Annotated in this window: 24 protein-coding genes; 11 read left to right on the top strand and 13 right to left on the bottom strand. The window is 38.6% G+C overall.

The window, feature by feature from the left end:
* Positions 1-9 precede the first annotated feature (9 nt).
* On the bottom strand, positions 10-414 hold the full coding sequence (locus F952_RS09090; RefSeq protein WP_026056922.1) for an MCR_0457 family protein: 405 nt from the start codon (positions 412-414) through the stop codon (positions 10-12).
* A gap of 253 nt (positions 415-667) precedes the next feature.
* On the opposite strand from F952_RS09090, the gene surE reads away from it, so the two are divergent.
* From surE to F952_RS09075, 3 genes are all read left to right on the top strand, one after another.
* Complete coding sequence (gene surE, locus F952_RS09085) at positions 668-1435, top strand: 5'/3'-nucleotidase SurE (RefSeq protein WP_004926046.1); 768 nt, start codon at positions 668-670, stop codon at positions 1433-1435.
* A 130-nt stretch (positions 1436-1565) separates the two neighbouring features.
* Complete coding sequence (locus F952_RS09080) at positions 1566-2399, top strand: peptidoglycan DD-metalloendopeptidase family protein (protein ID WP_004926038.1); 834 nt, start codon at positions 1566-1568, stop codon at positions 2397-2399.
* A 109-nt stretch (positions 2400-2508) separates the two neighbouring features.
* Positions 2509-3438, top strand: a complete 930-nt coding sequence (locus F952_RS09075; protein WP_004926036.1) for a LysR family transcriptional regulator — start codon at positions 2509-2511, stop codon at positions 3436-3438.
* 53 nt (positions 3439-3491) lie between these two features.
* Here the strand turns inward: F952_RS09075 and F952_RS09070 are convergent, their stop codons facing one another.
* Positions 3492-4706 carry an aspartate aminotransferase family protein gene (locus tag F952_RS09070; RefSeq protein WP_004926034.1) on the bottom strand — a complete coding sequence of 405 codons (1215 nt, stop codon included), beginning with the start codon at positions 4704-4706 and terminating at the stop codon, positions 3492-3494.
* Between the two features lie 164 nt (positions 4707-4870).
* Between F952_RS09070 and grxD the strand changes: the two genes are divergently transcribed.
* Positions 4871-5212: a Grx4 family monothiol glutaredoxin gene (gene grxD, locus F952_RS09065; protein ID WP_004926026.1), complete on the top strand. Its 342-nt coding sequence runs from the start codon at positions 4871-4873 to the stop codon at positions 5210-5212.
* Between the two features lie 61 nt (positions 5213-5273).
* On the opposite strand, the gene F952_RS09060 is transcribed toward grxD, so the two are convergent.
* A complete protein-coding gene (locus F952_RS09060; RefSeq protein ID WP_004926022.1) occupies positions 5274-5618 on the bottom strand; it encodes a hypothetical protein in 345 nt (114 codons plus the stop codon).
* Between the two features lie 177 nt (positions 5619-5795).
* Positions 5796-7355, bottom strand: coding sequence for an alkyl hydroperoxide reductase subunit F (gene ahpF, locus F952_RS09055; protein ID WP_004926019.1), 1560 nt, complete (start codon positions 7353-7355; stop codon positions 5796-5798).
* A 250-nt stretch (positions 7356-7605) separates the two neighbouring features.
* Here ahpF and F952_RS09050 point away from each other — a divergent pair, with 250 nt between their 5' ends.
* Positions 7606-7812 carry a KTSC domain-containing protein gene (locus tag F952_RS09050; RefSeq protein WP_004926016.1) on the top strand — a complete coding sequence of 69 codons (207 nt, stop codon included), beginning with the start codon at positions 7606-7608 and terminating at the stop codon, positions 7810-7812.
* A 9-nt stretch (positions 7813-7821) separates the two neighbouring features.
* Here F952_RS09050 and F952_RS09045 read toward each other — a convergent pair whose 3' ends face one another.
* The 4 genes from F952_RS09045 to F952_RS09030 form a co-directional block, all read right to left on the bottom strand.
* On the bottom strand, positions 7822-8409 hold the full coding sequence (locus tag F952_RS09045; protein ID WP_004926015.1) for an O-methyltransferase: 588 nt from the start codon (positions 8407-8409) through the stop codon (positions 7822-7824).
* Between the two features lie 42 nt (positions 8410-8451).
* Entirely contained in the window at positions 8452-8670 is a 219-nt protein-coding gene (locus F952_RS09040) for a DUF1653 domain-containing protein (RefSeq protein ID WP_004926010.1), read from the bottom strand.
* Between the two features lie 208 nt (positions 8671-8878).
* Positions 8879-9322: a universal stress protein gene (locus F952_RS09035; RefSeq protein WP_004926008.1), complete on the bottom strand. Its 444-nt coding sequence runs from the start codon at positions 9320-9322 to the stop codon at positions 8879-8881.
* A 574-nt stretch (positions 9323-9896) separates the two neighbouring features.
* Complete coding sequence (locus F952_RS09030) at positions 9897-10166, bottom strand: hypothetical protein (RefSeq protein WP_004926004.1); 270 nt, start codon at positions 10164-10166, stop codon at positions 9897-9899.
* A 457-nt stretch (positions 10167-10623) separates the two neighbouring features.
* Between F952_RS09030 and F952_RS09025 the strand changes: the two genes are divergently transcribed.
* Positions 10624-12822: a TonB-dependent receptor gene (locus tag F952_RS09025; RefSeq protein ID WP_004926001.1), complete on the top strand. Its 2199-nt coding sequence runs from the start codon at positions 10624-10626 to the stop codon at positions 12820-12822.
* Positions 12823-12886: 64 nt separating this feature from the next.
* Here F952_RS09025 and F952_RS09020 read toward each other — a convergent pair whose 3' ends face one another.
* A complete protein-coding gene (locus F952_RS09020; RefSeq protein ID WP_004926000.1) occupies positions 12887-14341 on the bottom strand; it encodes a SulP family inorganic anion transporter in 1455 nt (484 codons plus the stop codon).
* A 645-nt stretch (positions 14342-14986) separates the two neighbouring features.
* On the opposite strand from F952_RS09020, the gene F952_RS09015 reads away from it, so the two are divergent.
* The 3 genes from F952_RS09015 to F952_RS09005 all read left to right on the top strand — a co-directional run bounded on the left by F952_RS09015 (position 14987) and on the right by F952_RS09005 (position 17971).
* Positions 14987-15190: a hypothetical protein gene (locus tag F952_RS09015; RefSeq protein ID WP_004925998.1), complete on the top strand. Its 204-nt coding sequence runs from the start codon at positions 14987-14989 to the stop codon at positions 15188-15190.
* A 400-nt stretch (positions 15191-15590) separates the two neighbouring features.
* Positions 15591-16910 carry an NCS2 family permease gene (locus F952_RS09010; protein ID WP_004925997.1) on the top strand — a complete coding sequence of 440 codons (1320 nt, stop codon included), beginning with the start codon at positions 15591-15593 and terminating at the stop codon, positions 16908-16910.
* Between the two features lie 62 nt (positions 16911-16972).
* Positions 16973-17971, top strand: coding sequence for an adenosine deaminase (locus F952_RS09005; RefSeq protein WP_004925995.1), 999 nt, complete (start codon positions 16973-16975; stop codon positions 17969-17971).
* A 54-nt stretch (positions 17972-18025) separates the two neighbouring features.
* Here the strand turns inward: F952_RS09005 and F952_RS09000 are convergent, their stop codons facing one another.
* Complete coding sequence (locus F952_RS09000) at positions 18026-18580, bottom strand: cytochrome b (protein WP_004925993.1); 555 nt, start codon at positions 18578-18580, stop codon at positions 18026-18028.
* A gap of 224 nt (positions 18581-18804) precedes the next feature.
* Here F952_RS09000 and F952_RS08995 point away from each other — a divergent pair, with 224 nt between their 5' ends.
* Together F952_RS08995 and rnhB are read left to right on the top strand one after the other, a co-directional pair.
* A complete protein-coding gene (locus F952_RS08995; RefSeq protein ID WP_004925990.1) occupies positions 18805-19191 on the top strand; it encodes a hypothetical protein in 387 nt (128 codons plus the stop codon).
* A 13-nt stretch (positions 19192-19204) separates the two neighbouring features.
* On the top strand, positions 19205-19777 hold the full coding sequence (gene rnhB, locus F952_RS08990; protein WP_026056954.1) for a ribonuclease HII: 573 nt from the start codon (positions 19205-19207) through the stop codon (positions 19775-19777).
* An 81-nt stretch (positions 19778-19858) separates the two neighbouring features.
* On the opposite strand, the gene csrA is transcribed toward rnhB, so the two are convergent.
* The 3 genes from csrA to alaS all read right to left on the bottom strand — a co-directional run bounded on the left by csrA (position 19859) and on the right by alaS (position 24341).
* The gene (gene csrA, locus F952_RS08985; RefSeq protein ID WP_004925987.1) at positions 19859-20113 is read right to left on the bottom strand and encodes a carbon storage regulator CsrA; all 255 of its coding nucleotides are present in this window, start codon (positions 20111-20113) and stop codon (positions 19859-19861) included.
* A gap of 245 nt (positions 20114-20358) precedes the next feature.
* Complete coding sequence (locus tag F952_RS08980; protein ID WP_004925986.1) at positions 20359-21639, bottom strand: aspartate kinase; 1281 nt, start codon at positions 21637-21639, stop codon at positions 20359-20361.
* Between the two features lie 65 nt (positions 21640-21704).
* Entirely contained in the window at positions 21705-24341 is a 2637-nt protein-coding gene (gene alaS, locus F952_RS08975) for an alanine--tRNA ligase (RefSeq protein ID WP_004925983.1), read from the bottom strand.
* Between the last annotated feature and the right edge of the window lie 393 nt (positions 24342-24734).

Raw genomic sequence — 24734 nt, 5'->3', positions numbered from 1 at the left:
ACGTCTAATTTATGACTTATAAGACTTTACATCAGCACATACTTCACGATTTTGTTCGTCACCCGCATTTTTGGCGTCATCGCGTGCTTGTTTTAAAAATTTCTGAAAATCTTTCTGCTTGCTTAGCCTGTTTAATGCATCCTCAGGATTTTTTTCATTTGGCATATAGTCCTTAACTAAGCGTGCATAGCCAGCATCAAATTCACTTTTCTCTTTACCAACGAATTTAGGGCAAATTTCTTGTAATACACGAATAGCAGCTAATTCTTCTTGAGTAATACCTTCTTGTGGAGTGACTTCAATATTTTCAGAAAGATCTTTAGCTTCAGCAGCATGAGTAACAGAAATAAATGAGCAAGAGGCTGCCAGTAAAACGGCAGAAATTGATTTTAAAAAGGTATTTTTCATGAGCAACCTAATATCACATACACAATAAATTATTGAGATAGATTAAACTGATCTAGATAGAATAAAAGTAAAAAATGTATATTTGATGTTGGTTTATCGCAATAAGGGATGGATGAAAAATACCGAATGTCACTCTAAATGAGGTTGGAGATTTTATTTTAATTGGTTGTTGTATGTATGATAAATCTTGATTGTGCTACCAAAGATAAAGATATAATCAGGCCCTCATTTTACTCTTAGATGAATCGAGTCAACTGCTGTGAATATTTTAATTGCGAATGATGACGGTGTATTTGCACCCGGGATACAAGCACTTGCACACGCACTAAAACCATTAGGTCGTGTCGTAATTGTGGCACCAGAAAGTGAAAGAAGTGGTTATTCAAGCGCATTAACACTTGATCGCCCTTTGCGCCCAATCCAAATCTCGGAAGATGTTTGGGCTGTAAATGGAACACCAGCAGATTGCGTCTATCTATCCATGAATGGATTGTTTGACTTTGAGTTTGATCTGGTGGTCAGCGGGATTAATAGTGGAGCTAATCTCGGAGATGATGTGCTTTATTCGGGGACGGTTGGGGCCGCATTTGAAGGTCGCTTGATGAAACAGCCAGCTATTGCTGTATCGCTAGCAGGAAGTAATGTGCGTTCTTATGAGCATGCTCATGATTATGCAGTAGCAGCAAAATGGGTACATGATTTTATTCAGAAAGGCCTGCCCAATTTACCACCACGTCATATTCTTAATATTAATATCCCAGATGTTGCAGCATTAAAAGGCGAGAGAGTGACTTATCAGGGATTACGTGCTCAATCCAAGCCGATTACCAGTCATGTCGATCCGCGTGGTCGCCAGGTATACTGGATTGGTCTGGCTGGTGAAGCAGTGACAGACCCGAAAAAAACGTCATCTCATATTCAGTCTGATTTTTTTGCAGTTGCAAATGGTTACGTGAGTATTACACCTATTCAGATGGACGCGACCAATTACGATATCTTGGAAGACTTACAAACATATATAGGCTAGAGCTATAACTGTACGTCATTTAAGTGTTGTAACTTTGTGAAAAAAAGAATGAGAAACTCGTTTATTCATTCTTTTTTGGTAATCTTAGTGCAAATATTTGTTCGATTTTCTTGATCCGAGAGGGAGATAAATGCAATTGCTTCGACAACATCAGGAATTTACTGTTTTCCCCTTTACATTCATCAAAACAATAATGTTGTCTGCTGCGGTTGTTGGTACGCTTGCAATCACAGGATGTGCTTCAAAACCCCAGATCAATCAACCTGTCCGTTATACAAATGCACCTGATTATTATACGGTTCGGGCTGGAGATACCTTAAGCGGGATTGCTGCACGTTATGGGCTAAATTATCTCAATGTTGCAGAACTCAATGACATTGCGCCGCCGTATCGTATTTATGTCAACCAATCATTGCGTTTAAAAGGTTCCAGTAATCGTCGAACTGTAGCGACTCAACCTATGGCACAAACGGCACCAATTCAACGCCAAACCATTAATTTACCTACAACAACTGCTCAGACATCTCCATCACGATCAGTACAAAATTTACCGCCAGCTACAACGACAGTACCTGTTGTACCTAAAGCAGCTTCAAACTTACGTTGGGTGAAGCCATCAACGGGCCCTGTAATTCAGAATTTTAATTTGGCAAGTAATGTCAAAGGAATTCGTTATGGTGGCAATGTGGGTGATCCTGTTTTAGCTGCTGCAAATGGTCAGGTGGTTTATGCCGCAGATGGTTTAAAAGAATACGGCAATTTAGTTTTAATTAAGCATGTCGATGGCTATATCACAGCTTATGCACACAACAGTAAAATGCTGGTGAAGAGCGGAGATAACGTCACTGCAGGCCAAAAAATTGCCGAAATGGGCTCATCAGGTGCTGACCGTATCATGCTTGAATTCCAGGTTCGTTTAGATGGTAAACCGATTAATCCTGCCAATATTATCCCAATTAACTAATAGGAAATATGAATTAAATAATGCAAAACATAGATTTCTCCGTATAATACAACGAGTTGCTTTTATCATATTTTGATAGGGAGCATCTCATAAGTTCAGAGGGAAATTTATGTTAGATCAACTTCGAGCAATGGGAGTATTTGCTTGTGTTGTAGAGAAAAGCTCGTTCAGCGGCGCTGCGCGTAATCTGGGGATTACCACTAGTGCTGTCAGCCAGCAAATTCGGTCACTAGAACAAGAGATGGATGTCACGCTTTTACATCGTTCTACCCGTAAGTTAAGCTTAACTGAAGCTGGACAAGCCTTTTTCCATAGCTGTCAAGAAATGCTCGCTGCTGCAGAGCGTGGAAAAATTCGTATTAATGAATTAAGAGATGATTTAATCGGGGATCTTCGTATTGCGACGACACCTGAATTAGGGGCTCTCCACGTTGTTCCTGCATTATCACATTGGATGTCTGCGCATCGTGGATTATCTGTTCATTTTGAAGCTGATCATCGTTATATAGATCTTATCGAAGGGCGTATTGATATTGCAATTCGAATGAGCCCACGTATTGACGATCAAAGTTTAAATGCCATTCCGATGGTCCGTGTAGACCAGATTTTAGTGGCTTCACCCAGTTATCTTAATCAATCGGCGCCTATTTCTCGTCCTGAAGATTTGATGAATCATGATCTGATTCCAGTCAATCTTATGAGCGGTTATCAACATCTTTCATTCCAGCATCTATCCACTGGAGAAAGCATTGATATTGAAATGAAAAATCGTTTACAAACAAATAATGTGTTTATAGCGAAATCGCTTTGTCAGCATGGTCATGGCGTTGCCAGAATTTTATATCTGGATGTACAGAAAGAACTCATTAATGGTTCACTGGTCGAAGTGTTACCTGAGTGGAATCTGCCTGCATTTACGTTATATGCGCTTACGCAAAAACGTGAACAACAGCCAATGAAGATTCATCGCTGTCTGGATGCACTTAAGCAATATTTTAGTCAGTTGCCAGGTGGTCGTAATTTACAGGAAGTTTCTTAATGCAATAAAAAAGCCGCTTAAGCGGCTTTTTTATTGCATTAAAGATATTCAGATTAAGCAGCAAGAAAGTTCTGAATTGCTGGAACCAAACGATTGATCAAGTCATCGGCTTGATCTTTGGACATGTTAAGTGGTGGAAGTAAACGCACAACATTGCCCGCAGTTACATTGACAATCAGTTTATATTCATCGCGAGTAATGTTGACTAGTTCTGCACACGGCTTAGGTAATTCAATACCAATCATCATGCCAAATCCACGTACTTGTATATCAAGTTCATTAAATGCCTGACGTAATTGCTCGACAATATATCGACCCATTTTATCGGCGTTTTCAACCACGTTTTCTTTCTGAATCGTATCAATTACAGTGTATACCACACGAGAACCCAATACAGTGCCACCATACGTCGAACCATGACTACCAGGCCCTAGTAAACCTACGGCTTTTCCTTGAGTCATGACTGCTCCGACAGGGAAGCCGTTACCTAAGCCTTTGGCAGTTGTGAGTACATCTGGTGTAATATTGGTGTGTTGATAAGCAAAAAATTTACCTGTACGTCCATTACCTGTTTGAATTTCATCAAGCATCATTAGCCAATTGTGTTGGTTACATAACGCTCGAATTTCTTCTAAATAGCTAAAGCCTTGTGGCGCAGTATTGATTCCGCCTTCACCTTGAATTGGTTCAACTAAAATTGCAACAATATCAGGGTGATGGAGAGCAGCTTCCTGAATAGCTTCAATATCACCAAATGGTACACGGATAAAACCTTCAACTAGGGGGAAAAAACCTTCCTGCACTTTGGCATTTCCTGTAGCGGATAAGGTCGCTAAGGTACGGCCATGAAAGGATTTTTCGGCAACAATAATCTTTGGATGCTGGATACCTTGTTGCGAACCATATTTGCGTGCAATTTTGATTGCACCTTCATTTGATTCTGCACCACTATTTGAAAAGAAAATTTCTTGCATGCCTGAAACTTCGGCTAGCTTTTGTGCTGCTGCTGTTTGCCAAGGAATTTCAAAAATATTACTGGTGTGTACGAGCGTCGCAGCTTGCTCTGCAATGGCTTCTGCAATGACAGAATGGGCGTGGCCTAAACCACATACTGCAATTCCTGTTAGCGCATCAAGATACTCAGTTCCATCTTCTGTATATAGATAAGATCCACGGCCTCGAACAAAACTGATCGCTTGGCGGCCATAGGTTGCCATCAAATGTGTAGGTTGATCAGATTGTACAGGGGCGAGGGTGATGTGATTCATGACGTGCTCTTATCTGTGAATGAAATGAATAGGAGGGTTTATATAAGCAAAAACCATCACGGAATGAAAGAGTAAAACCAAAATTAAAATAGAAATCTCATGATCGGTCACACTGTTTGAATACTTTTAGGTATAATGTGATGAGATTAGTTGAGGATTTATCTATGACTGAACAAGCGCGTGATACAGAAGCGTTAATTCGTGATCAAATTGCTAAACATGCGGTATTGCTTTATATGAAAGGCACGCCACAATTTCCACAGTGCGGTTTTTCTGCACGTGCAGTTGAAGCACTCAGTCAAATTGGGCGCCCATTTGCGTATGTGAATATTCTGGAGAATCCAGATATTCGCGCAACACTTCCTGCGATTGCAAACTGGCCAACGTTCCCTCAATTATGGGTTAATGGCGAACTCATCGGTGGTAGCGATATCATGTTGGAAATGTTCCAAAATGGTGAGTTAAAACCATTGGTTGAACAATATAGTGCTGCGCCAGACGCTTAATTTTCTAATCCGTCTGACATAAAAAATCCCACATTATGTGGGATTTTTTATGTGGTGATACTTAGTTCTTAGCATCTTCTTTCACATTTTTAGCAGTCTTTTCTACAGAAGCAGCAGCGTCGTGAGCAGCATCACGAGTAGCAACTTCTGCTTTATCAGCAGCATGTTCTGTTGATGCAGCAGCATGATCGGCAGCAGCATCAATCTTGGTAACTGCAGTATTTGTTGCAGCATCAATTTTTGCGGCAGCATCAGAAGTAGCATGCTCAACGTCATGGCCTGCTTGAGTCGCAGCATTTTCTAAATGCTGGCCAGTCGTTGCACCAGTTTCTGGTGCTTTTTCTTTACTACATCCAACTAATGTTACGGCAGCAGCAATACCCATGATCATCATTAATTTTTTCATTGTTTATTCCTTCTATTTTGGCATCCAATAAACATGGAAGACTAAATGTTAAGCTTAAATGGGAGAGGGAAGTGCTTTATATTTGTAAATAAAATGTTAAAAAATGCAATAAAAAAAAAGGCTTATCTATCGAGGGAGATAAGCCTTATAAAAAGTGAGCTTATAAATAGAGATTAATCAGCCATGACGAATAATATAATCAAAAGCAGACAGAGACGCTTTGGCACCTTCACCTGTGGCAATGATGATCTGCTTGTACGGCACTGTGGTACAGTCACCTGCTGCAAACACACCCTTCACATTGGTTTCATTGCGCTCATTGATGATGATCTCACCTCGTGGGCTTAACTCTACCGAACCTTTAAGAAAGTCAGTGTTTGGTAACAAGCCAATCTGTACAAAAATCCCTGCCAGCTCAATCGTGTGTTCTGTATCTGTCGCACGGTCTTTATACTTCAAACCCGTCACTTGAGCACCATCACCGATCACCTCTGTAGAAAGTGCATTGGTAATAATGGTCGCATTTGGCAAACTATTTAGCTTGTCCTGCAATACCTGGTCTGCACGAAGTTTGGTATCAAATTCCACCAGCGTTACATGCTCAACAATTCCTGCTAAATCAATTGCAGCTTCGACACCCGAGTTACCTCCACCAATCACCGCAACTTTCTTGCCTTTAAACAATGGACCATCACAGTGTGGGCAATATGCGACACCACGAGTGGCATATTCCTGCTCACCAGGAACCCCCATTTTTCTCCAGCGCGCACCCGTCGATAAAATCACGGTTTTTGATTCAACCTTAGCCCCATTTTCCAGTTCAACTTCAACCAGACCTGAAGCAGTTTGATCTGCACCCACGATCTTACTGACACGTTGCAAATTCATGATATCAACATCATATTCACGGACATGTGCTTCCATATCCGCAGCAAACTTTGGCCCCACCGTTTTTTGTACAGAGGTGAAATTTTCAATGTCCATGGTGTCCATCACCTGACCACCAAAGCGCTCGGCAATCATACCAGTACGAATACCTTTACGTGCTGCATAGATCGCGGCAGTACCACCAGCAGGACCAGCACCTACGACCAATACATCAAAGGCATCTTTTGCATTAATGGCAGCGGCATCTTTCTCAGCAGCATTGCTGTCCAGTTTCGCGACAATTTCCTCTAGCGTCATACGACCCTGACCGATGTGATTGCCATTCTGGAACACCATTGGTACGGCCATGATTTTGCGTTCTTCGACTTCATCCTGAAAGAAAGCACCATCAATCATGGTCGCAGTACTGTTTGGATTATAGATCGCAATCAAGTTTAACGCCTGGACCACGTCTGGACAGTTATGACAGCTTAAAGAAACAAACACATCAAAATCAGCTTTTAAGTTAAGGCCTTTAATCTGGTTTAAGATTTCATCAGACACTTTAGGTGCATAACCTGAGGTTTGTAACAATGCCAGAATGAGTGAGGTAAACTCATGCCCCATCGGCAAGCCTGCAAAGAACACACGAGGTTGTTCACCGGCTTTGGCAATACCGAAACTTGGACGGCGTGTATTCTGACCATCAAAACGTGCTGTCACCTGGTTGGAGAGTTCTGCAATTTCAGTGACCAGTTCTTTGATTTTGGCAGCTTTGTCTGAGTCATCGAGTGCAGCGACCAATTCAATTGGGCTTTCCAAACGTTCTAAATAAGCTTTAAGTTGAGTTTTGATATTTTGGTCTAACATGTTGAAGCTCCAAAGGAGTAAATTCTTTAACTTGATGAGGATCATACGATAAAAGTTAGAATAGGTGAAACAGTATGTTTTTATTGTTTTAATCGGTTTTTTGAATTTTAGAACTTAAATAACATATAAAGTAATTGGACTTTAAGGTTTACAAATTTTCTCTTTGTATCATATATCGTTTCAAGTAATGTCAAACAATACAGCACAATTTAAACTTGATTCATTTCTTGATTTCAACACAGGAGCTTATATGCATAAACTTGTGAGTGTAAAGTCTTGGAAATATGATGCCAATACACGCCATTTGAAGATTTTTTATGAAAATGGCACAGGAGATTTATATCATCCTGTACCACTTTTTATATATGACAATTTATTAAGGGCACACGATAAGGCCGCTTTTGTTCATAAATATATCGAATTTGATTTGCACTTTAACAGGGTTTCAATTTTATAAAATTTCTACTTATTGTGAAACGACCATAAATAGTCCCGCACCCAGTGCGATGGTTGTACTCATAAATCGTGAGTCATGACGAATGATTTCAAGAAATGGCTTCACTTCTGTCGCATGAGAAATGACGTTATCAACAATTAATATACCACCATGTGGTTTTATCAAACGCTTTAAATCTTCCCAGTAACCTGAATAAAAGCTTCTCTCGGCATCAAGAAGAATCAAATCAAAAACTTCAATGGACTCACTTAAATAATCTGCTGCATCACCTATCCAAAAATCAACGTATTGATTTACGCCGAGTTCTTGTGCAAACATTGCAGCCTGTTGGCTTCGTGCAGGCTCTATTTCAAGTGTAGTTACTTTTCCTTGAGTTTGTTGTGCAGCTTCTGCTAGCCACAGTGTGGAATGACCTGTAGACGTTCCAATTTCAAGAATATTTTTTGAGTGTTGTATTCGAATCAACATAGATAAAAATTGAGCCGAATCGGGTTCAATATTGCGATAACGCAGTAAACGATCTGTCTGCTTTGCATCATGTTTTTGAAACTGATCATATAAATCAGAAACACGTTGTATAAAAGGTAATTTTGGCATTTTCAAATTCTCATAAGTTATTCATTATTTAAAAGATTATTATTATTCTACTGGGTGGAGAAATTGGAAACGTGGAATAATATGCTGGTCCACTTCTACGGTTTCAGTAAACATGCTTAGGGGGCGAGCCCAGATTGAGTAATCACCATACAAACATTGATAAATGACGAGTTGCTCTTCAGTTTCGCTATGCTTTGCAACATGTAATACTTGATAAAGTTGCCCTTTGTAGTGTTTATAAATTCCTTTACGAAGAGACATTGGAAATGACCTTAAAACCTTGGAGTTTAAGATTTTATCTCATTGATGTGTGACAGATATATAACAATAGACAACTTTGAACATAAAATCACAAATTTTCTAAAAAGTGCTTATTTCATTCAAATATATTAAGATTAAAATTATTGAGCAGAAACATATAGATCAAAATGTCTGATAGAAAATATTTCTACCAGACATGCTTAAAAGACTATTTTTTAACAATTAATACCGGAAGTTCAGTATTTCCTAATACATCTTGGGCAAAACTTCCTAGGAAGAATTTTTGGATGCCCTTACGGCCATGAGAACCCATAACAATCAAGTCAATCTTGAGTTCTTCTGCTGTATTAATAATGCCTTCAGCAGATACCTCACCTTTCACAATTTGTGTCTCAACGGCAACGCCATATTCTGCGCCTATAGCACTCAAGTGATTGAGCGTTTCTTCTGCTTTGGCTTGTGCTTCAATGAAATAATCTTTCATGATTGGTGATACATAGTAGAAATCAACACCACTAAACGGATCAACAGCCAATAGACTGATTGCAGTTAATCTGCTCCCAAAAGCTTTGGCAATGGATGCAGCTTGTCGGAATGCTGCCAAAGAGATATCAGAGCCGTCAACTGGAACTAAAATATGTTGGTAACTCATAATGTTATATTCCTATGTTATCAATAATTCTTATAAAACGTTCAAAAGCAAGATCAAGCTAGAGTTGAAAGAGTCATTGGTTCAATCGTCTTTCAATTTCATAATAAAATCAAATACAAATAACTACAAGGCGAATTACAATATGAAATAATCCAGCATTTTGCTCAGGTATCTTGTTAACATTTTAGAAATGGGTATATGAAAACTTTTATTCAAATCTAAGTGGTTAATTGTATAAAATGCAAACGATGTAAACATGATTAAAAACTATAAATACATACATTGTTTAAATAATTTAATCACACTTATAATTAACCAGAAGCCTGCTTAACGAAACACAATCCGATATTTTAAGAGAGATCCATCATTTTGAGAAAAATAAAGTCAATAACTTGAGTATAGAATTTTAAACAATAAGCACAAAACTGCTTTTATTGTATGATTTTAAAGAAGAATTCTTATCCGTGATTTGAGGTGGTTAATATAAAAAATTAACTTTGTTAAATACCATTTTGATTAGTATGATAGATAGGTTGAAATTCAAACTATCCATCATGCTAAAACAGGGATAATATCAATTAAAACATTGATCCCATTGCTCTAAGCTAAAGCTTTGTCCTGCTTGAAACCGTTGTTTAAGAAGATCGGGAAGTTGCCCTAAGTATCGAATGTATACTTCTGGGGTATTATCTGTACGATGAACGATGGTTAAAATTTCATAGATTGCAGATGTCTTTTCATGATTAAGCTCAATCCATTCACCCACTTTAGGTGCGAGACCAATTGTTTTGATCCCTAAGTTTTTTGAGATGGATTGACTTAAATCAATTAAAATAATATTCATCTATATCTGTCCTTACATTAAACTGTATTTTAACTTTTGAATTAATTATCAAGTTATAAGATTTTAAGCCCGAATATATATAATAAATTAATTACTTTAGGGAATTGCAAAATCGATCTTTTTAATTTCAAAATAATTATTTGCATAAAAGTTATACAACAAGAAGATGGCATTTTTTAACTATTATTATGTAAATCAAGAGAATAAATAATTATACTGAATTATGGATAAATTTTGTGGATAAAAAATAAATAATTTCATGCGATTAAATAACTATTTAATAGAATTTACTTGTTTTAAAAGAAGTAATTAAAGACCTTTGGTATGAACATATGGTCGAAAGACCTATCTGAATCTTAATTTTTTATGAAGTAATTGTATGAAAAATGTAATGCAAATGAGAACTTTTTGCATTAAAATTCTATTTTTCATCTCCCTTCATTTTGGGTAAATTTTAATGTTTCAACATTTTTTATTTTTTCATCCAGGTCAAGCAGCATTTAAGTACAGTGTATTGAGTTTGATGATTTTGCAAACACAACATGTCATGGCAACAGATACTTCAGAAGCAAGCAAGATTACAGCTGTTTTACCTACTTTAAAGATTGAGGCCATGAGTGAGCTAGATCCAATCAAAAGTTACATTGATTACGATCAAGCGAATGTAACGCGTAGTGGCTTAAAAAAGAAGGATGTTCCGCAGACCATTGATACGATTGATGTTCAGAAATACAAGATATATGGAGCAAATGATCTAAGTGTCATGTTGCAAGGTACACCAGGCATCTCCACGAATTATGATACTCGTGGAGATGGTATAGTTTTACGTGGTTTTAATGCGGATACCAGTGATATCTATCGTGATGGTATTCGTGACAGCGGGCAGATTCGTCGCAGTACTGCCAATATCGAACGAATCGAGATATTAAAAGGGCCAGCCTCTGTTTTATATGGCCGTAGTGGTGGTGGCGGTGTAATCAATATGGTGAGTAAGTATGCCAACTTTGACTCAAAAAGCTCGATCGGGGTATATGCTGGTTCATGGAATAATCATGGCACGACTCTAGATTTGAATCAGGCGATTAACGAGAACTGGGCAGTGCGCTTAACCAGTGAGTATGCAGAGGCCGATAGCTTTAGACGTGGCATAGAACAACGCCAAGTAATGGTATCACCGAGTATAACTTATCGAAATGATGATCAAACATTACTCTGGACGACACAATATACCTACGATAAATTGCACCGTGTGCCAGATCGTGGGCCATCTTATTTTGATTTGGCAAAAAATAACGTGTTTCCTTCAATCAGGCAGGGTTTTGCTCATCAAGGTGATTTTATTGATGATGAATCTCAAGTTATTCGTACAGATCTTAAATATGAGTATGTGCCTAACTGGAATTTTCATTGGGCCTTAAGTTATCGTCAAGCTTATCAAAACTTTGATAATTACTTTGGTGGAACCTATTGTACAGTTCAATCTGCGACCTGTTTATATCAAGGTTTTATTCGTCAGAGTTATGCTTGGCAGCAAACCATGAATAAAACCATCACCAATACTTTTGATATTACAGGGGAGTTGAATACAGGTCCCATTCAGCATAATGTGATGCTGGGAACAGATGTCACAAAAGAAATACGCGAACCAAAGTTAGGAAATTACTCAAGTGGTAGTATTTCCTTATATGGTTATTTCAACCCTTACACAGGGCAAGTCATAGAGACATTTGATCGAAATAATGCGCAAATGACCACTCATAATCTGAGTGAAGGTCTGAATCTTGGGTTCTTTGCCCAAGATTTGATTAGTTTTAATGATCAGATTAAATTGTTACTGGGTGGCAGGTATGACGTTTATGATTCATCTACTCAGGTAAAAGTAAAAAATAAACTGGATGTTGATGAATATTACGCTAAACAGGAAGGTACGTTTAGTCCAAACGTTGGATTGATTTGGCAGCCCGTATCTGCACATAGCTTTTATACTTCCTATAGTCGTAGTTTTGCTCCTTTTGGTGGATCTGTAGCGGTAAACTCCGTTTCTTCTAACGTGGTGAATGCCGAGCCACAATTTAATGATCAGTTTGAGATTGGAGTTAAAAGTGACTGGTTAGATCAGCGACTCAATACACAATTTTCAGTCTTTGATATTCGTAAACATAACATACGTTATCAGCCTGACCGTGATAATCAGCCTGATCTTTGGGCTGTTGCAGGTGAGCATCAATCGAAAGGTTTAGAGTTTGGTTTTATTGGACGAATGCTGGATAACGTATTTGTTCGTGGAGGCTATGGCTACACAGATGCAAAGGTTAAAGACAATGTTCAATATCCAAACACGGTAAATGCGCCACTTGATAAGGTATCGAAAAATACAGGAAACCTGTTTATTCGTTATTTACCAATCGAAAGTGTATATGTTGAATCAGGTGTGACCTATCAAGGATCGTTCTATTCTTACCAAAATGGCAATCTAAACTCTACACCTGTGCATATTGATGGTTTTTCGCGTGTAGATGCTGCGATAGGCTATAGTGCAGATCCATGGAATGTTACTTTGGCTATTAATAATTTGACAGATAAAAAATATTGGCGATCTGCTGACCTACCTGGAACGCCACGTAATGTATTGGTTCGTTTAAATTATCAGTTCTAAAGTTAAGCAGCCTGGTTAATAAGCCTCCTAGTATCTTATATAGGAGGCTTTTCAAAATTAAAAATCAGATTTTAGAGTGTGTGCCATATTGCTCAATCATGATTGAACTGGCTTCATTCAGTCCTTTTACAGTCACTTGAATACCATTTTTTTGAAATTTATCGACAATATGATCGAGGCTAGCCACTGTAGTAACATCCCAGATATGAGAATGGGTAAGATCAATAATCACATGCGCTACATTCTCTTGAAAATCGAAAGCTTTTGCGAAGCGTTCAGATGAGCTAAAAAAGAGTTGCCCACGCACATCATAAATACGAGTGTTTTGATGTAATGTGGTTTCGACACGAACATCATTTTCAAGCTTCTGAGCTAAAAATAGGGCAGAGAGTAATACGCCGACCAATACGCCAATCGCCAGATTATGTGTCGCGACCACCACCACAACTGTAGTGAGCATCACGATATTACTGCTCTTTGGATTACGTCTAAAGTTTTTGATTGAGCCCCAGTCAAAAGTACTTATCGATACCATGATCATGACTGCAACCAAAGCTGCCATCGGGATGACTTTTAACCAATCGCTGATAAATACCACTAGAATCAGTAAAAACACCCCAGCCACGAAGGTTGAAAGACGAGCACGTGCCCCTGATTTAACATTAATCATAGACTGCCCAATCATAGCGCATCCGGCCATCCCCCCCATAAACCCAGTAACAATATTGGCGATTCCTTGTCCCTTGCATTCACGATGTTTATTGCTTGATGTATTGGTCAGCTCATCGACAATAGTCGCGGTCATCATAGATTCCAGCAAGCCAACTGCTGCTAATGCACTAGAATATGGCAGGATGATCCATAATGTTTCAAGATTCCATGGAATATCTGGTACAAAAAAGTGCGGTAAAGTATTGGGTAAATGTCCCATATCACCAACAGTACGGACATTAGCGCTAAAAATAAGAGCTAAAAATGTAATCGTGATAATACAAACCATTGGGGAGGGGATTAATTTTCCAATTCTTGGAATATAGGGAAACAAATAAATGATCGCTAAACCTAATGCAACAAATAGATAAACTTGACCAGATACATGGATCAGTTCTGGAAGCTGAGCCATAAAGATCAAAATTGCAAGTGCATTGACAAAACCAATAACAACCGATTTTGAGACGAATCTCATCAGTTTGGCAAGTTTGAGCTGTCCAGCAATAATCTGGATAATGCCAGTAAGAATGGTGGCTGCAAACAGATAATTCAGACCATGCTCTTTGACCAAGCTCACCATAACCAAGGCCATTGCACCTGTTGCTGCTGAGATCATCGCAGGGCGACCACCCATAAAGGCAATCACGACTGCCATAGAAAAAGACGCATATAGTCCAACTTGTGGATCTACACCAGCAATAATTGAAAATGCAATAGCTTCAGGGATAAGTGCTAATCCGACCACTAATCCGGCAAGTACATCTGCACGAATATTGGAGAACCATTCCTGATAAATTTGTTGAAACATAAGTAGCCTATAGATAAGGATGTCTTAAACAGGCTAGTGATGTGATATTTACACACGCGACTACACCACATCACTAAGCAGTGATGAATTTAATTGATGGGGAAGTTGTTATGTCAATTAAGGTGGCGTAGATGTCATGTTGAATATAAATAGAAAAGGAGGAAATATGATATAAAGTCTAGCATGAATTGGTATCATTACCTAGATTAGAAAAAATGCTAAATCTAATTTTTGACTGAATTTTATAAAATAAAAATTAAATCAAATAAATATATTTAATCATTAACAAAAAAAGAAGAAATCGATGTTCTAATGATTGAATAAGTGTTAAAAACATACACATGTATAGGATATATTAAACCTTCAAAATTATAGCAAAATGACCAATGAGTACAGAATGAAAATGAATCACTTAAGCAGCTTAAAAATCAAATCATTAGCTTAAATTTTATTTTATAAAGTTGAGCTATATTCAATTCAGTGAGTAAATATTTTGTGATGTATGTCACAAAATGTGGTGAAAGTTTAATTTTTTATTTAGAATGGCATGTGCAAATGTACACTCTGCCAGTGATTTGATGATCAAGTATTAAGATATGGCGAGTTGATGGGCAGATTGAATCTTATGATTAAGAATTGGGATGTATGAAAAAAATTGTGGTTATCTCGTTTGTTGGAGTTGTACTCGTTCTAGGGTATAGCATTTATGCGGAATCTCGGGCAAAAAAGCGGGAAGAAATCCTGAATATTATTCACGACGCAGAGAAAGGGATTAATACAATTGAAACCAATCCAAATCATTTGAGTCACAAACTGATTTATCAGTCATTAAAAAAAGAAAATTTTTAAATTATTTGACCATTGGGAAAAATAAGTAGTTGATTTGTTGTGTAATTAATCTTGAAAAGATGCATTTTTAAAAAAATAAACAAAACAAAATCAATGTGTTATAATTTGTAAAAGTCATTAAGTACTTGCGGTGTGTGACTATGAAGACAAGTACTTAATCGTTGGGTTGGAGAAGCCGCATATTTATGCGGCTTCTTTCTGTTTATGATGACTATGCGGTTTTACTTATAATAGTTTGATCAATCGGTTATACCGACCGTTTGTCAGATTGTTGGCATAAGCATTGCTTAGTCTATAAAGGATTCATATGTTTAAAATTTAGGATGCCTAAAAAAAATTTCATCCTGAAGCATATGCACACGAAATTACGAAATGCTCAATTTTCTCATAGGGCGATGTTATGACAACTCCTAACCCTTCAGCTAGTTTGTTGGAACGCTTATTTAAGCTCAGCGAAAATAAAACAAACTTTAGAACTGAAGTTCTTGCGGGTGTAACTACATTTTTAACCATGTGTTACATCATCATTGTAAACCCATTGATTCTGTCTGAAACAGGTATGGATCATGGCGCTGTATTTGTTGCCACTTGTTTAGCTGCTGCAATTGGTTGCCTTGTCATGGGTTTGATTGCAAATTATCCAATTGCACTTGCCCCAGGTATGGGACTTAATGCGTACTTTACCTATTCTGTTTGTTTAGGGATGGGTGTGCCTTGGCAAACAGCATTGGCTGCAGTTTTTCTATCGGGTATTGTTTTTTTAGCCATTAGCTTTTTTAAAATTCGTGAAGCAATTGTTAATGCTATTCCCATGTCTCTCAAATTTGCGATTGGTGGTGGAATTGGATTGTTCCTTGCACTCATTGCATTAAAAAATGCAGGTATTATTGTTGCAAATCAAGCCACACTGGTAGGCTTGGGCGATTTAAAATCACCAACAGTATTACTGGCTTTTCTGGGTTTCCTGATTATTGTGGTATTACATCAGTTTAAGGTGCGTGGTGCGATTATTATCAGTATCCTCGCCATTACTGCAATATCAACATTGATGGGTTTGAACCAGTTTAAAGGGGTCGTTGGCGCGATTCCTTCACTTGCACCGACTTTCTTGCAAATGGATTTTGAAGGTCTATTTACTGCAACCATGGTCGGTGTCATCTTTGTTTTCTTTCTGGTCGATCTTTTTGACAGTACAGGAACATTGGTGGGAGTATCACATCGTGCAGGTTTACTACAAGACGGTAAATTACCTCGCTTGAAAAAAGCATTATTTGCTGACTCTACCGCGATTGTCGCAGGTGCTGCCTTAGGAACCTCTTCGACTACGCCATATATCGAATCTGCCTCTGGCGTGGCTGCTGGTGGCCGTACTGGGCTGACTGCGGTGGTTGTCGCTGCACTATTTATTGCTTGTTTGTTTTTGTCGCCTTTAGCCCAATCTGTTCCTGGTTTTGCAACTGCGCCTGCGTTGCTGTTTGTGGGTGTGTTGATGATCCACGGCATTACCAATATTGACTGGGATGATATTACCGAAGCTGTTCCTGCGTTTCTAACCATTGTATTTATGCCATTTACCTATTCAATTGCAGATGGTATTGCGATGGGCTTTATTAGCTATGCCTTGATCAAACTGCTGACTGGTAAAGCTAAATCTGTTCCTTATATGGTCTGGATTATTGCCGTACTTTGGGCTTTTAAATTTGCAGCATTTGGCGGTTAATTTTTCTTATTCAACTAAAGGGTGTAGAGTAATACACCCTTTTTCTTTTTTCTGGAGTCTGGATGAATCAATCAGAACTTATTCGTGCCTTGCCTAAAGCTGAATTGCACGTACATATCGAAGGTACATTTGAGCCTGAACTTATGTTTGAGATTGCGCAGCGTAATCATATCGATATTCCTTATAAATCTGTAGAGGAAATTAAAAAAGCTTATAATTTTCATAATTTACAGTCATTTTTAGATATCTATTATGCAGGGGCTAATGTTCTGATCAATGAGCAGGATTTTTATGATCTTGCGTGGGCTTACTTTAAAAAATGTGCCGAAGATCGTGTGGTACATACAGAGATGTTCTTTGATCCACAAACCCATACCGAGCGCGGTGTTTCATTTGAAATTGTGCTTAATGGTTTGAAGCGAGCATGTAAAGATGCAAAGGAGCATTTAGGCATTAGCTCACATTTGATCATGTGCTTTTTGCGTCATTTAAGCGAAGAAGATGCATTTAAAACGCTTGAACAGGCGTTACCTTACAAAGCTGATATTATTGCAGTTGGACTTGATTCCAGCGAAGTTGGTCATCCGCCTTCAAAGTTTGCTCGGGTATTTGAAAAAGCACGTGAAGAAGGCTTTTTGGTTGTGGCACACGCTGGTGAAGAAGGGCCGCCTGAATACGTATGGGAAGCATTAGATTTACTGAAGGTGAATCGTATTGATCATGGGGTACGTTCAGAAGAAGATCCTGCTTTAATGCAAAGATTGATTCAGGAAAAAATGCCTCTAACCGTGTGTCCTTTAAGCAATTTGAAACTTTGTGTTGTAAACGATATGAAAGAACACAATATTCGTCGTTTGCTTAATCAGGGGGTACATGTGACAGTAAATTCTGATGATCCTTCTTACTTTGGGGGATATATGAACGATAACTTTGTGGCAATTCAAGCTGCTTTAGATTTATCAAATGAAGAGTTGAAAAAACTGGCCATTAATTCTTTTGAAGCTTCATTTATTGATGAAGAAGAGAAACAAAACTGGATTGAAGAAATCAACCAGATTTAAATAAAAAAATGCATCTTAAAAGATGCATTTTTTATGTCTATAAATACCCGATGTTCAACGAGATTGTTTGATCATGCTCTTAAGAACATTATCTTTATCAATAAAATGATGTTTGAGTGCAGCAAGAATATGACCTGCAACCATCAAACCTGCAAACCATGATAGATAAACATGGACTGGTTTTGCAATAGCCATGATTTCAGGATTCTCACCAATTAATTGAGGAATATTGAATAAATAAAGTACGGGTGCTGGATGGCCTGCGCTCCAACTGTAAAAGCATCCACTAATGGGTAATGCAATTAATATTACATATAATGCAAGATGACCTAAATGTGCCAATTTTTTCATAAGCGGTGACATTGTCGCTGGTAACTCTGGCGTAGGATGTGTGTAACGCCAGAAAATACGTATCATTACCAAGAAGATAATCGTAGTCGCAATGTTCTTATGTAAAGTAATCACATCCCCTTTAAAACTCCCATCCGTCTCATAATTTAGAAAATTACCGCTATAAAATCCAATAATCCATGCGCTAATAAAAATAATTGCCATGATCCAGTGTAAAAACTGCGCAGTGCGGGTGTAATACTGGCTAGAGTTAGACATGAATTTTATGTCCTGTTCAATTGCTAAATATTTAGCGAGAATAAACGGAAAAAATGCTGTTTAAAACGAAGGAGTTGTAACGAAGCGTATTTTAAATAGAACAATTAGCAGCAGGATGGTATGAGGATAATCATGATTGAATAAATTAAAGCTTAATACAAAATATTTATTTCATATCATATAGTCTTTAGGCAAAATAGCTAAAATTTTTTCTGGAAACATCGATGAAAAGCTCTATTTTTCTTATTTCTGCTTGTATGTTAGCGCTCGGTGGCTGTGCGACAACGGCTTCCGTGAATGAGAATACGACTGCCAATACCACGCAACAACTGGGTATGACCGCTTTAAAAATTGCGGTAAATGCAGAATGTATCAATAAAATTAATAGCATTCCTGCATGGCAAGTAGCATCTAAATTGATGACTGAAAATCAACGACAAAATACACAAACTGAAATCTGTGGTTGTGTAAGTGAAAAAGCTCCTTACAGTGTGACTGCAGTAGATTTGGCAACAGCGACTTTTGATCCAAATGCACGCGCTTCTGTGGTACAGCAAGTCGTATCAAATACAGTTACGTCATGTATTAATGAAACATTTGGTAAAAAATAAGTCAGATATCATGATAATGATTGCAGGTGTTGATGAAGCTGGTCGTGGTCCGCTGGTTGGGTCGGTTGTTGCTGCCGCGGTAATTTTGGATCCTCATAACCCAATCGATGGACTAAATGATTCAAAAAAACTGACTGAGAAAAAACGAGAGAAGCTTTTCGTAGAGATACAGGAGAAGGCTTTGGCATGGTCAATTGCTGAAGCAAACCATATTGAAATTGATGAGTTGAATATTCTACAGGCAACGTTTCTGGCAATGCGTAGGGCAGTGGATGGATTGCAAATACAGCCTGATAAAGTGCTTGTTGATGGTAATCAGATTCCTAAGGGCATATCCATCCACTGTGAAGCAATTGTAGGTGGAGATGCGAGCCATGCTGAAATCAGTGCTGCAAGTATTCTTGCCAAAGTATATCGAGATCAGCAAATGAAACTGCTTGATGAGAAATATCCATTATTCGGATTTGCTAAACATAAAGGCTATCCGACTAAAGCACACTTTCAAGCAATTGCTATACATGGTGTAGTCGATGAGCATCGTAGAAGCTATGCACCTGTAAGACGGGCATTGAATATCGATTGTTAATCTTAGAATTTTAGCAATTCAGAAATGTTTAAAGCGGCTAGATTAGCCGCTTTAATTTGGGAGAAAAATTAAAAAATAACTTTAACGGTTAAAATTATTTTGTGAGTAGTTATCATCTTCAAAAGAAGGCTGATAATCTTGATCTAAATGTTGAAGATGTTCATGCATTGCACGTTCGTGTTGAATACGTTGATAAATCTCTTCACGATGAACAGAGACTTCTTTCGGAGCATTCACACCAATACGAACCTGATTACCTTTAACACCAAGCACAGTAACACTGACTTGATCCCCAATCATTAATGTTTCCCCGACACGACGGGTCAGAATCAGCATGTTTATCTCCTTGCAAAATGCTAAACCTGCGATAGTTTTTCAAAAATGAAAACACAACCTCGGAATTGAGAGAATTTTAACAGAATTATTAGAAAATGAGAATTTCTTATAAATTCTGTTGAAATTTTCTAAAAAAGCTACAAACGCTAATATAACAGAGCCACTATAAAAAACACTATAGTGGCTCTGTTTTTTTGTCACGATTCTTTGAAAAGTAAACTAAGTCAAGGTTGATTGATCAATCCTTAAGCACGTGCACTGCTTTCGCCATGTTCACGATCCAAACCAAACGCAGTATGGAGTGTACGAACAGCAAGCTCTAGATAATTTTCTTCGATGAGTACTGAAACCTTAATTTCAGAAGTCGAAATCATCAAAATGTTGATGCTTTCTTCGGCCAAAGCCATAAACATTTTACTCGCAACACCTGCATGTGAGCGCATACCTACACCCACAATTGAAACTTTGACAATATCATCACGTGTTGAAACTTCACGAGCACCGATATTTGAAGCAGTTTCTTCAAGGATTTTCTTTGCTTTTGCCAAGTCGCCACGGTTTACCGTAAATGTAAAATCCGTTGTTCCATCTTCTTCGACATTTTGTACGATCATGTCAACTTCGATGTTGGCAGCACTAATTGGAACCAAAATTTTAGCGGCAATACCTGGCTCATCTGGAACACCCAGGATGGTTAATTTTGCTTCGTCACGATTAAATGCGATACCAGAGATAATCGGTTGTTCCATTGTATCTTCCGCCTCAGTTGTAATTAACGTACCTACGTTTTGTTTAAATTCTTCATCAAATGCACCATCATTGTCATTATCAAAGCTTGATAATACGCGCAGTGGCACTTGATATTTGCCAGCAAACTCAACAGAGCGAATTTGAAGAACTTTAGAACCTAAAGAAGCCATTTCTAACATTTCTTCAAATGAAATACGATCAACTTTTTTGGCTTTAGGTGCAACGCGTGGATCGGTAGTATATACGCCATCAACGTCAGTGTAGATCTGGCATTCATCTGCTTTGAGCGCTGCTGCAAGTGCAACACCTGTAGTGTCTGATCCACCACGACCTAGGGTGGTTGTATTACCTTCTTCATCTACACCTTGAAAGCCTGCAACAACCAGTACACGCCCAGCATCCAGATCTTTGGTCATGACATCGGTATCAATCGCTTCAATACGTGCTTTGTTATATGCGCTGTCTGTTTTAATACCAACTTGACGACCTGTATATGATTTAGCTTCTACACCAATCGAATTGAGTGCCATTGCTAACATTGAAATCGTCACCTGTTCGCCTGTAGAGACCATCTGGTCGAGTTCACGCGGATCAGGGGTATCGGTAATGGCTTTCGCGAGAGCAAGTAGGCGATTGGTTTCGCCACTCATCGCTGATACAACCACAACCACTTTGTGGCCGTGATCATGCCAGCGCTTCACACGACGAGCAACATTTAAAATGCGCTCGGGAGTACCCATAGAAGTACCGCCATATTTTTGAACGATTAATGCCATAGTTGTTCCATATAAGCCATGACCCTGAGAGGCTTATTCAGGGTCAGTTACACAAAAGTGAAGTCTTAGTGCTGTTCAAGCCATGCAGGTAGTGCTGCAATGACGTGTTCAAACTTCTCGTTTAGTGGCGCGCCACCTTGTGCTAAGTCAGGTTTACCACCACCTTTACCACCGAGTTCGGTTGCAAGATGCTTGATAATGTCACCTGCTTTTAGATGTGCTGTGTATTGTTTGGCAACTGAGGCAATCAGGCTAATTTTATCGCCTTCAAGTCCAGCCAGTACAATCACAGCATCCTCTAATTTGGATTTCACACTGTCATGTAGGTTGCGAAGTGATTTCGCATCTATATTTTGAACAGTAGTGATCAGGGTAGAACGACCTGCAATATTTTGAACTTGGCTTAAAAGTTCGGCCGCCTGAAAGTTTGCTAACTTTTGGTTCAGTTGTTCAATTTGCTTGTGCAATGCTGAGGTTTGTTCAACAGCAGCTTGAACACGTTCTACAGTCTGATCTTTTTGTGCTTTTAATAAACTATTGATGTGTTGAATATCGGCATCAGCTTTTTGCACAACTTCAAGTGCTTTAGTACCTGTAACCGCTTCAATACGACGGATACCTGCTGCAACACCACCTTCAGAGATAATCTTGAACAGACCAATATCACCAGTACGTTGTACATGAATACCACCGCATAATTCGATTGAGAAATTATGCTCATCTATGACGGAACCCATTGAAAGTACGCGTACTTCATCACCATACTTTTCGCCAAATAGCATCATTGCACCTTTGGCCTTGGCAGATTCGATATCGAGAAGTTCAGTGGTGACAGCACTGTTTGCAATCACTTCAGCATTTACTAAACGTTCAATTTCTTGAAGTTGTTCAAATGAAACTGGCTGATCATTGGCAAAGTCAAAGCGCAGAATGTCGCTGGCAACCAGTGAGCCTTTTTGCTGTACATGCGTACCTAAAATTTGACGCAATGCAGCATGCAAAAGGTGAGTGGCTGAGTGGTTACGTGCAGTTGCAGCACGAATATCAGCTTTTACGATCGCGTCAACATGTTGTGCTGCTTTTAGACTACCCATGGTCACGATACCTTGATGCACAAATGCGCCACCAGACTTTTTGGTATCTTGAACTTCAAAAATACCAGTATCGTTTTTGAATAGACCTGTATCGCCAATTTGACCGCCACTTTCTGCATAGAAAGGAGTCTGGTTAAGTACGATTAATGCTTCATCGCCTTCAACGACTTCATCAACCTGCTCGCCATCTTTATAAATGGCAACGATTTCGCCTTGACCTGCAGTGGCATGATAGCCATCAAATTGTGTTTCGCCTTCAACTTTGACAATGCTGTTATAGTCGACAGCAAACTTACCTGCATCACGAGCACGACGACGTTGGGCTTCCATTTCACGTTCAAAACCGACTTCATCGATTTCTAAATCACGTTCACGAGCAATATCAGCAGTTAAATCGGTTGGGAAACCATAGGTGTCGTAAAGTTTGAATACTGTCTCACCTGGAATGACTTTTCCAGAAAGTTGAGTAAGTTCACCCTCAAGCAATTTCAAACCTTGCTCAAGTGTTTTAGCAAACTGTTCTTCTTCTCTTATTAAGGTTGCTTCAATGCGTGCCTGATCATTTTTAAGTTCAGGATAAGCATCGCCCATCACATCAATGAGTGGCTGTAGCATTTTATAGAAAAATGTACCAGTTGCACCAAGCTTATTGCCATGACGAACTGCACGACGGATGATACGGCGTAGCACGTAACCACGACCTTCATTAGAAGGATTGACACCATCGGCAATCAAGAAGCAGCAAGAGCGCGCATGATCTGCAACCACACGTAATGAAGGTTGTCCTTCATCTTTAACGTTAATAATTTCACATGCAGATTTGATTAAGTGTTGAAATAAATCGATGTCATAGTTTGAGTTGACATGTTGCAATACTGCACTAATACGCTCCAAGCCCATGCCCGTATCGACAGAAGGTGCTGGAAGTGGATGTAATACGCCATCAGCAGTACGATTAAACTGCATGAAAACGTTATTCCAGATTTCGATAAAACGATCGCCATCTTCTTCAGGTGTGCCAGGTAAACCACCCCAGATATGATCACCATGGTCAAAGAAAATTTCAGAACATGGACCACATGGACCAGTATCACCCATGGCCCAGAAATTATCTGATGCGTATTTTTCGCCTTTGTTGTCACCAATACGGATAATGCGGTCGGCTGCTAAGCCAATTTCTTTATTCCAGATATCATAAGCTTCGTCATCGGTGTGATAAACCGTGACATAGAGTTTGTCTTTAGGTAAGCCTAACCATTGTTCACTGGTTAAAAAATCCCATGCAAATGTCAACGCATCACGCTTGAAATAGTCACCAAATGAAAAGTTGCCGAGCATTTCAAAGAAAGTATGGTGACGGGCAGTATAGCCAACATTGTCAAGATCGTTATGTTTACCACCAGCACGCACACATTTTTGTGATGTTGTTGCGCGTACGTAATCACGTTTTTCTAAGCCCAAAAAACAGTCTTTAAACTGGTTCATTCCGGCATTGGTAAACAGTAATGTTGGGTCGTTGGCAGGTACAAGTGAACTCGACGCGACACGTGTGTGGCCTTGCGATTCAAAATAACGCAAAAAAGCTTCACGAATTTCAGCTGATGTCATAAAACGAGTACTCACAACCAAGTCACTCCATAGATTCAAAATAGGCTATATGCACACAACTTGGTATTTATCTTGAATATCACCAAAATTGTGGCGTGGCATAAATATTAAAAAGCGCTAAATTATAACGGAAAATACCTATTCGACCAATGATTTTAAAGAGGAATGATGACAATTCTATGGAATTTGTAGAGTAAGGGTTTAATCAGGAAAATAAAAAATAAGCATATAAAAGTTATTTTTCAAACAATTGATTATCTTGAGACACATAGACCAAGAAAACTGTTTGCTTGAAAAGTATACGAATGAAGACGCTAAAAAGAAAAAATTATCTGTGAATTTAATACAAACAGCCTGTTTGAAAGATCCATGACCAGAGTTGAGGTGTGGTTT

Source organism: Acinetobacter baylyi DSM 14961 = CIP 107474, from assembly GCF_000368685.1.
In the GTDB taxonomy this organism is placed as follows: domain Bacteria; phylum Pseudomonadota; class Gammaproteobacteria; order Pseudomonadales; family Moraxellaceae; genus Acinetobacter; species Acinetobacter baylyi.
This window is presented reverse-complemented; position numbering and strand designations above follow the sequence as displayed.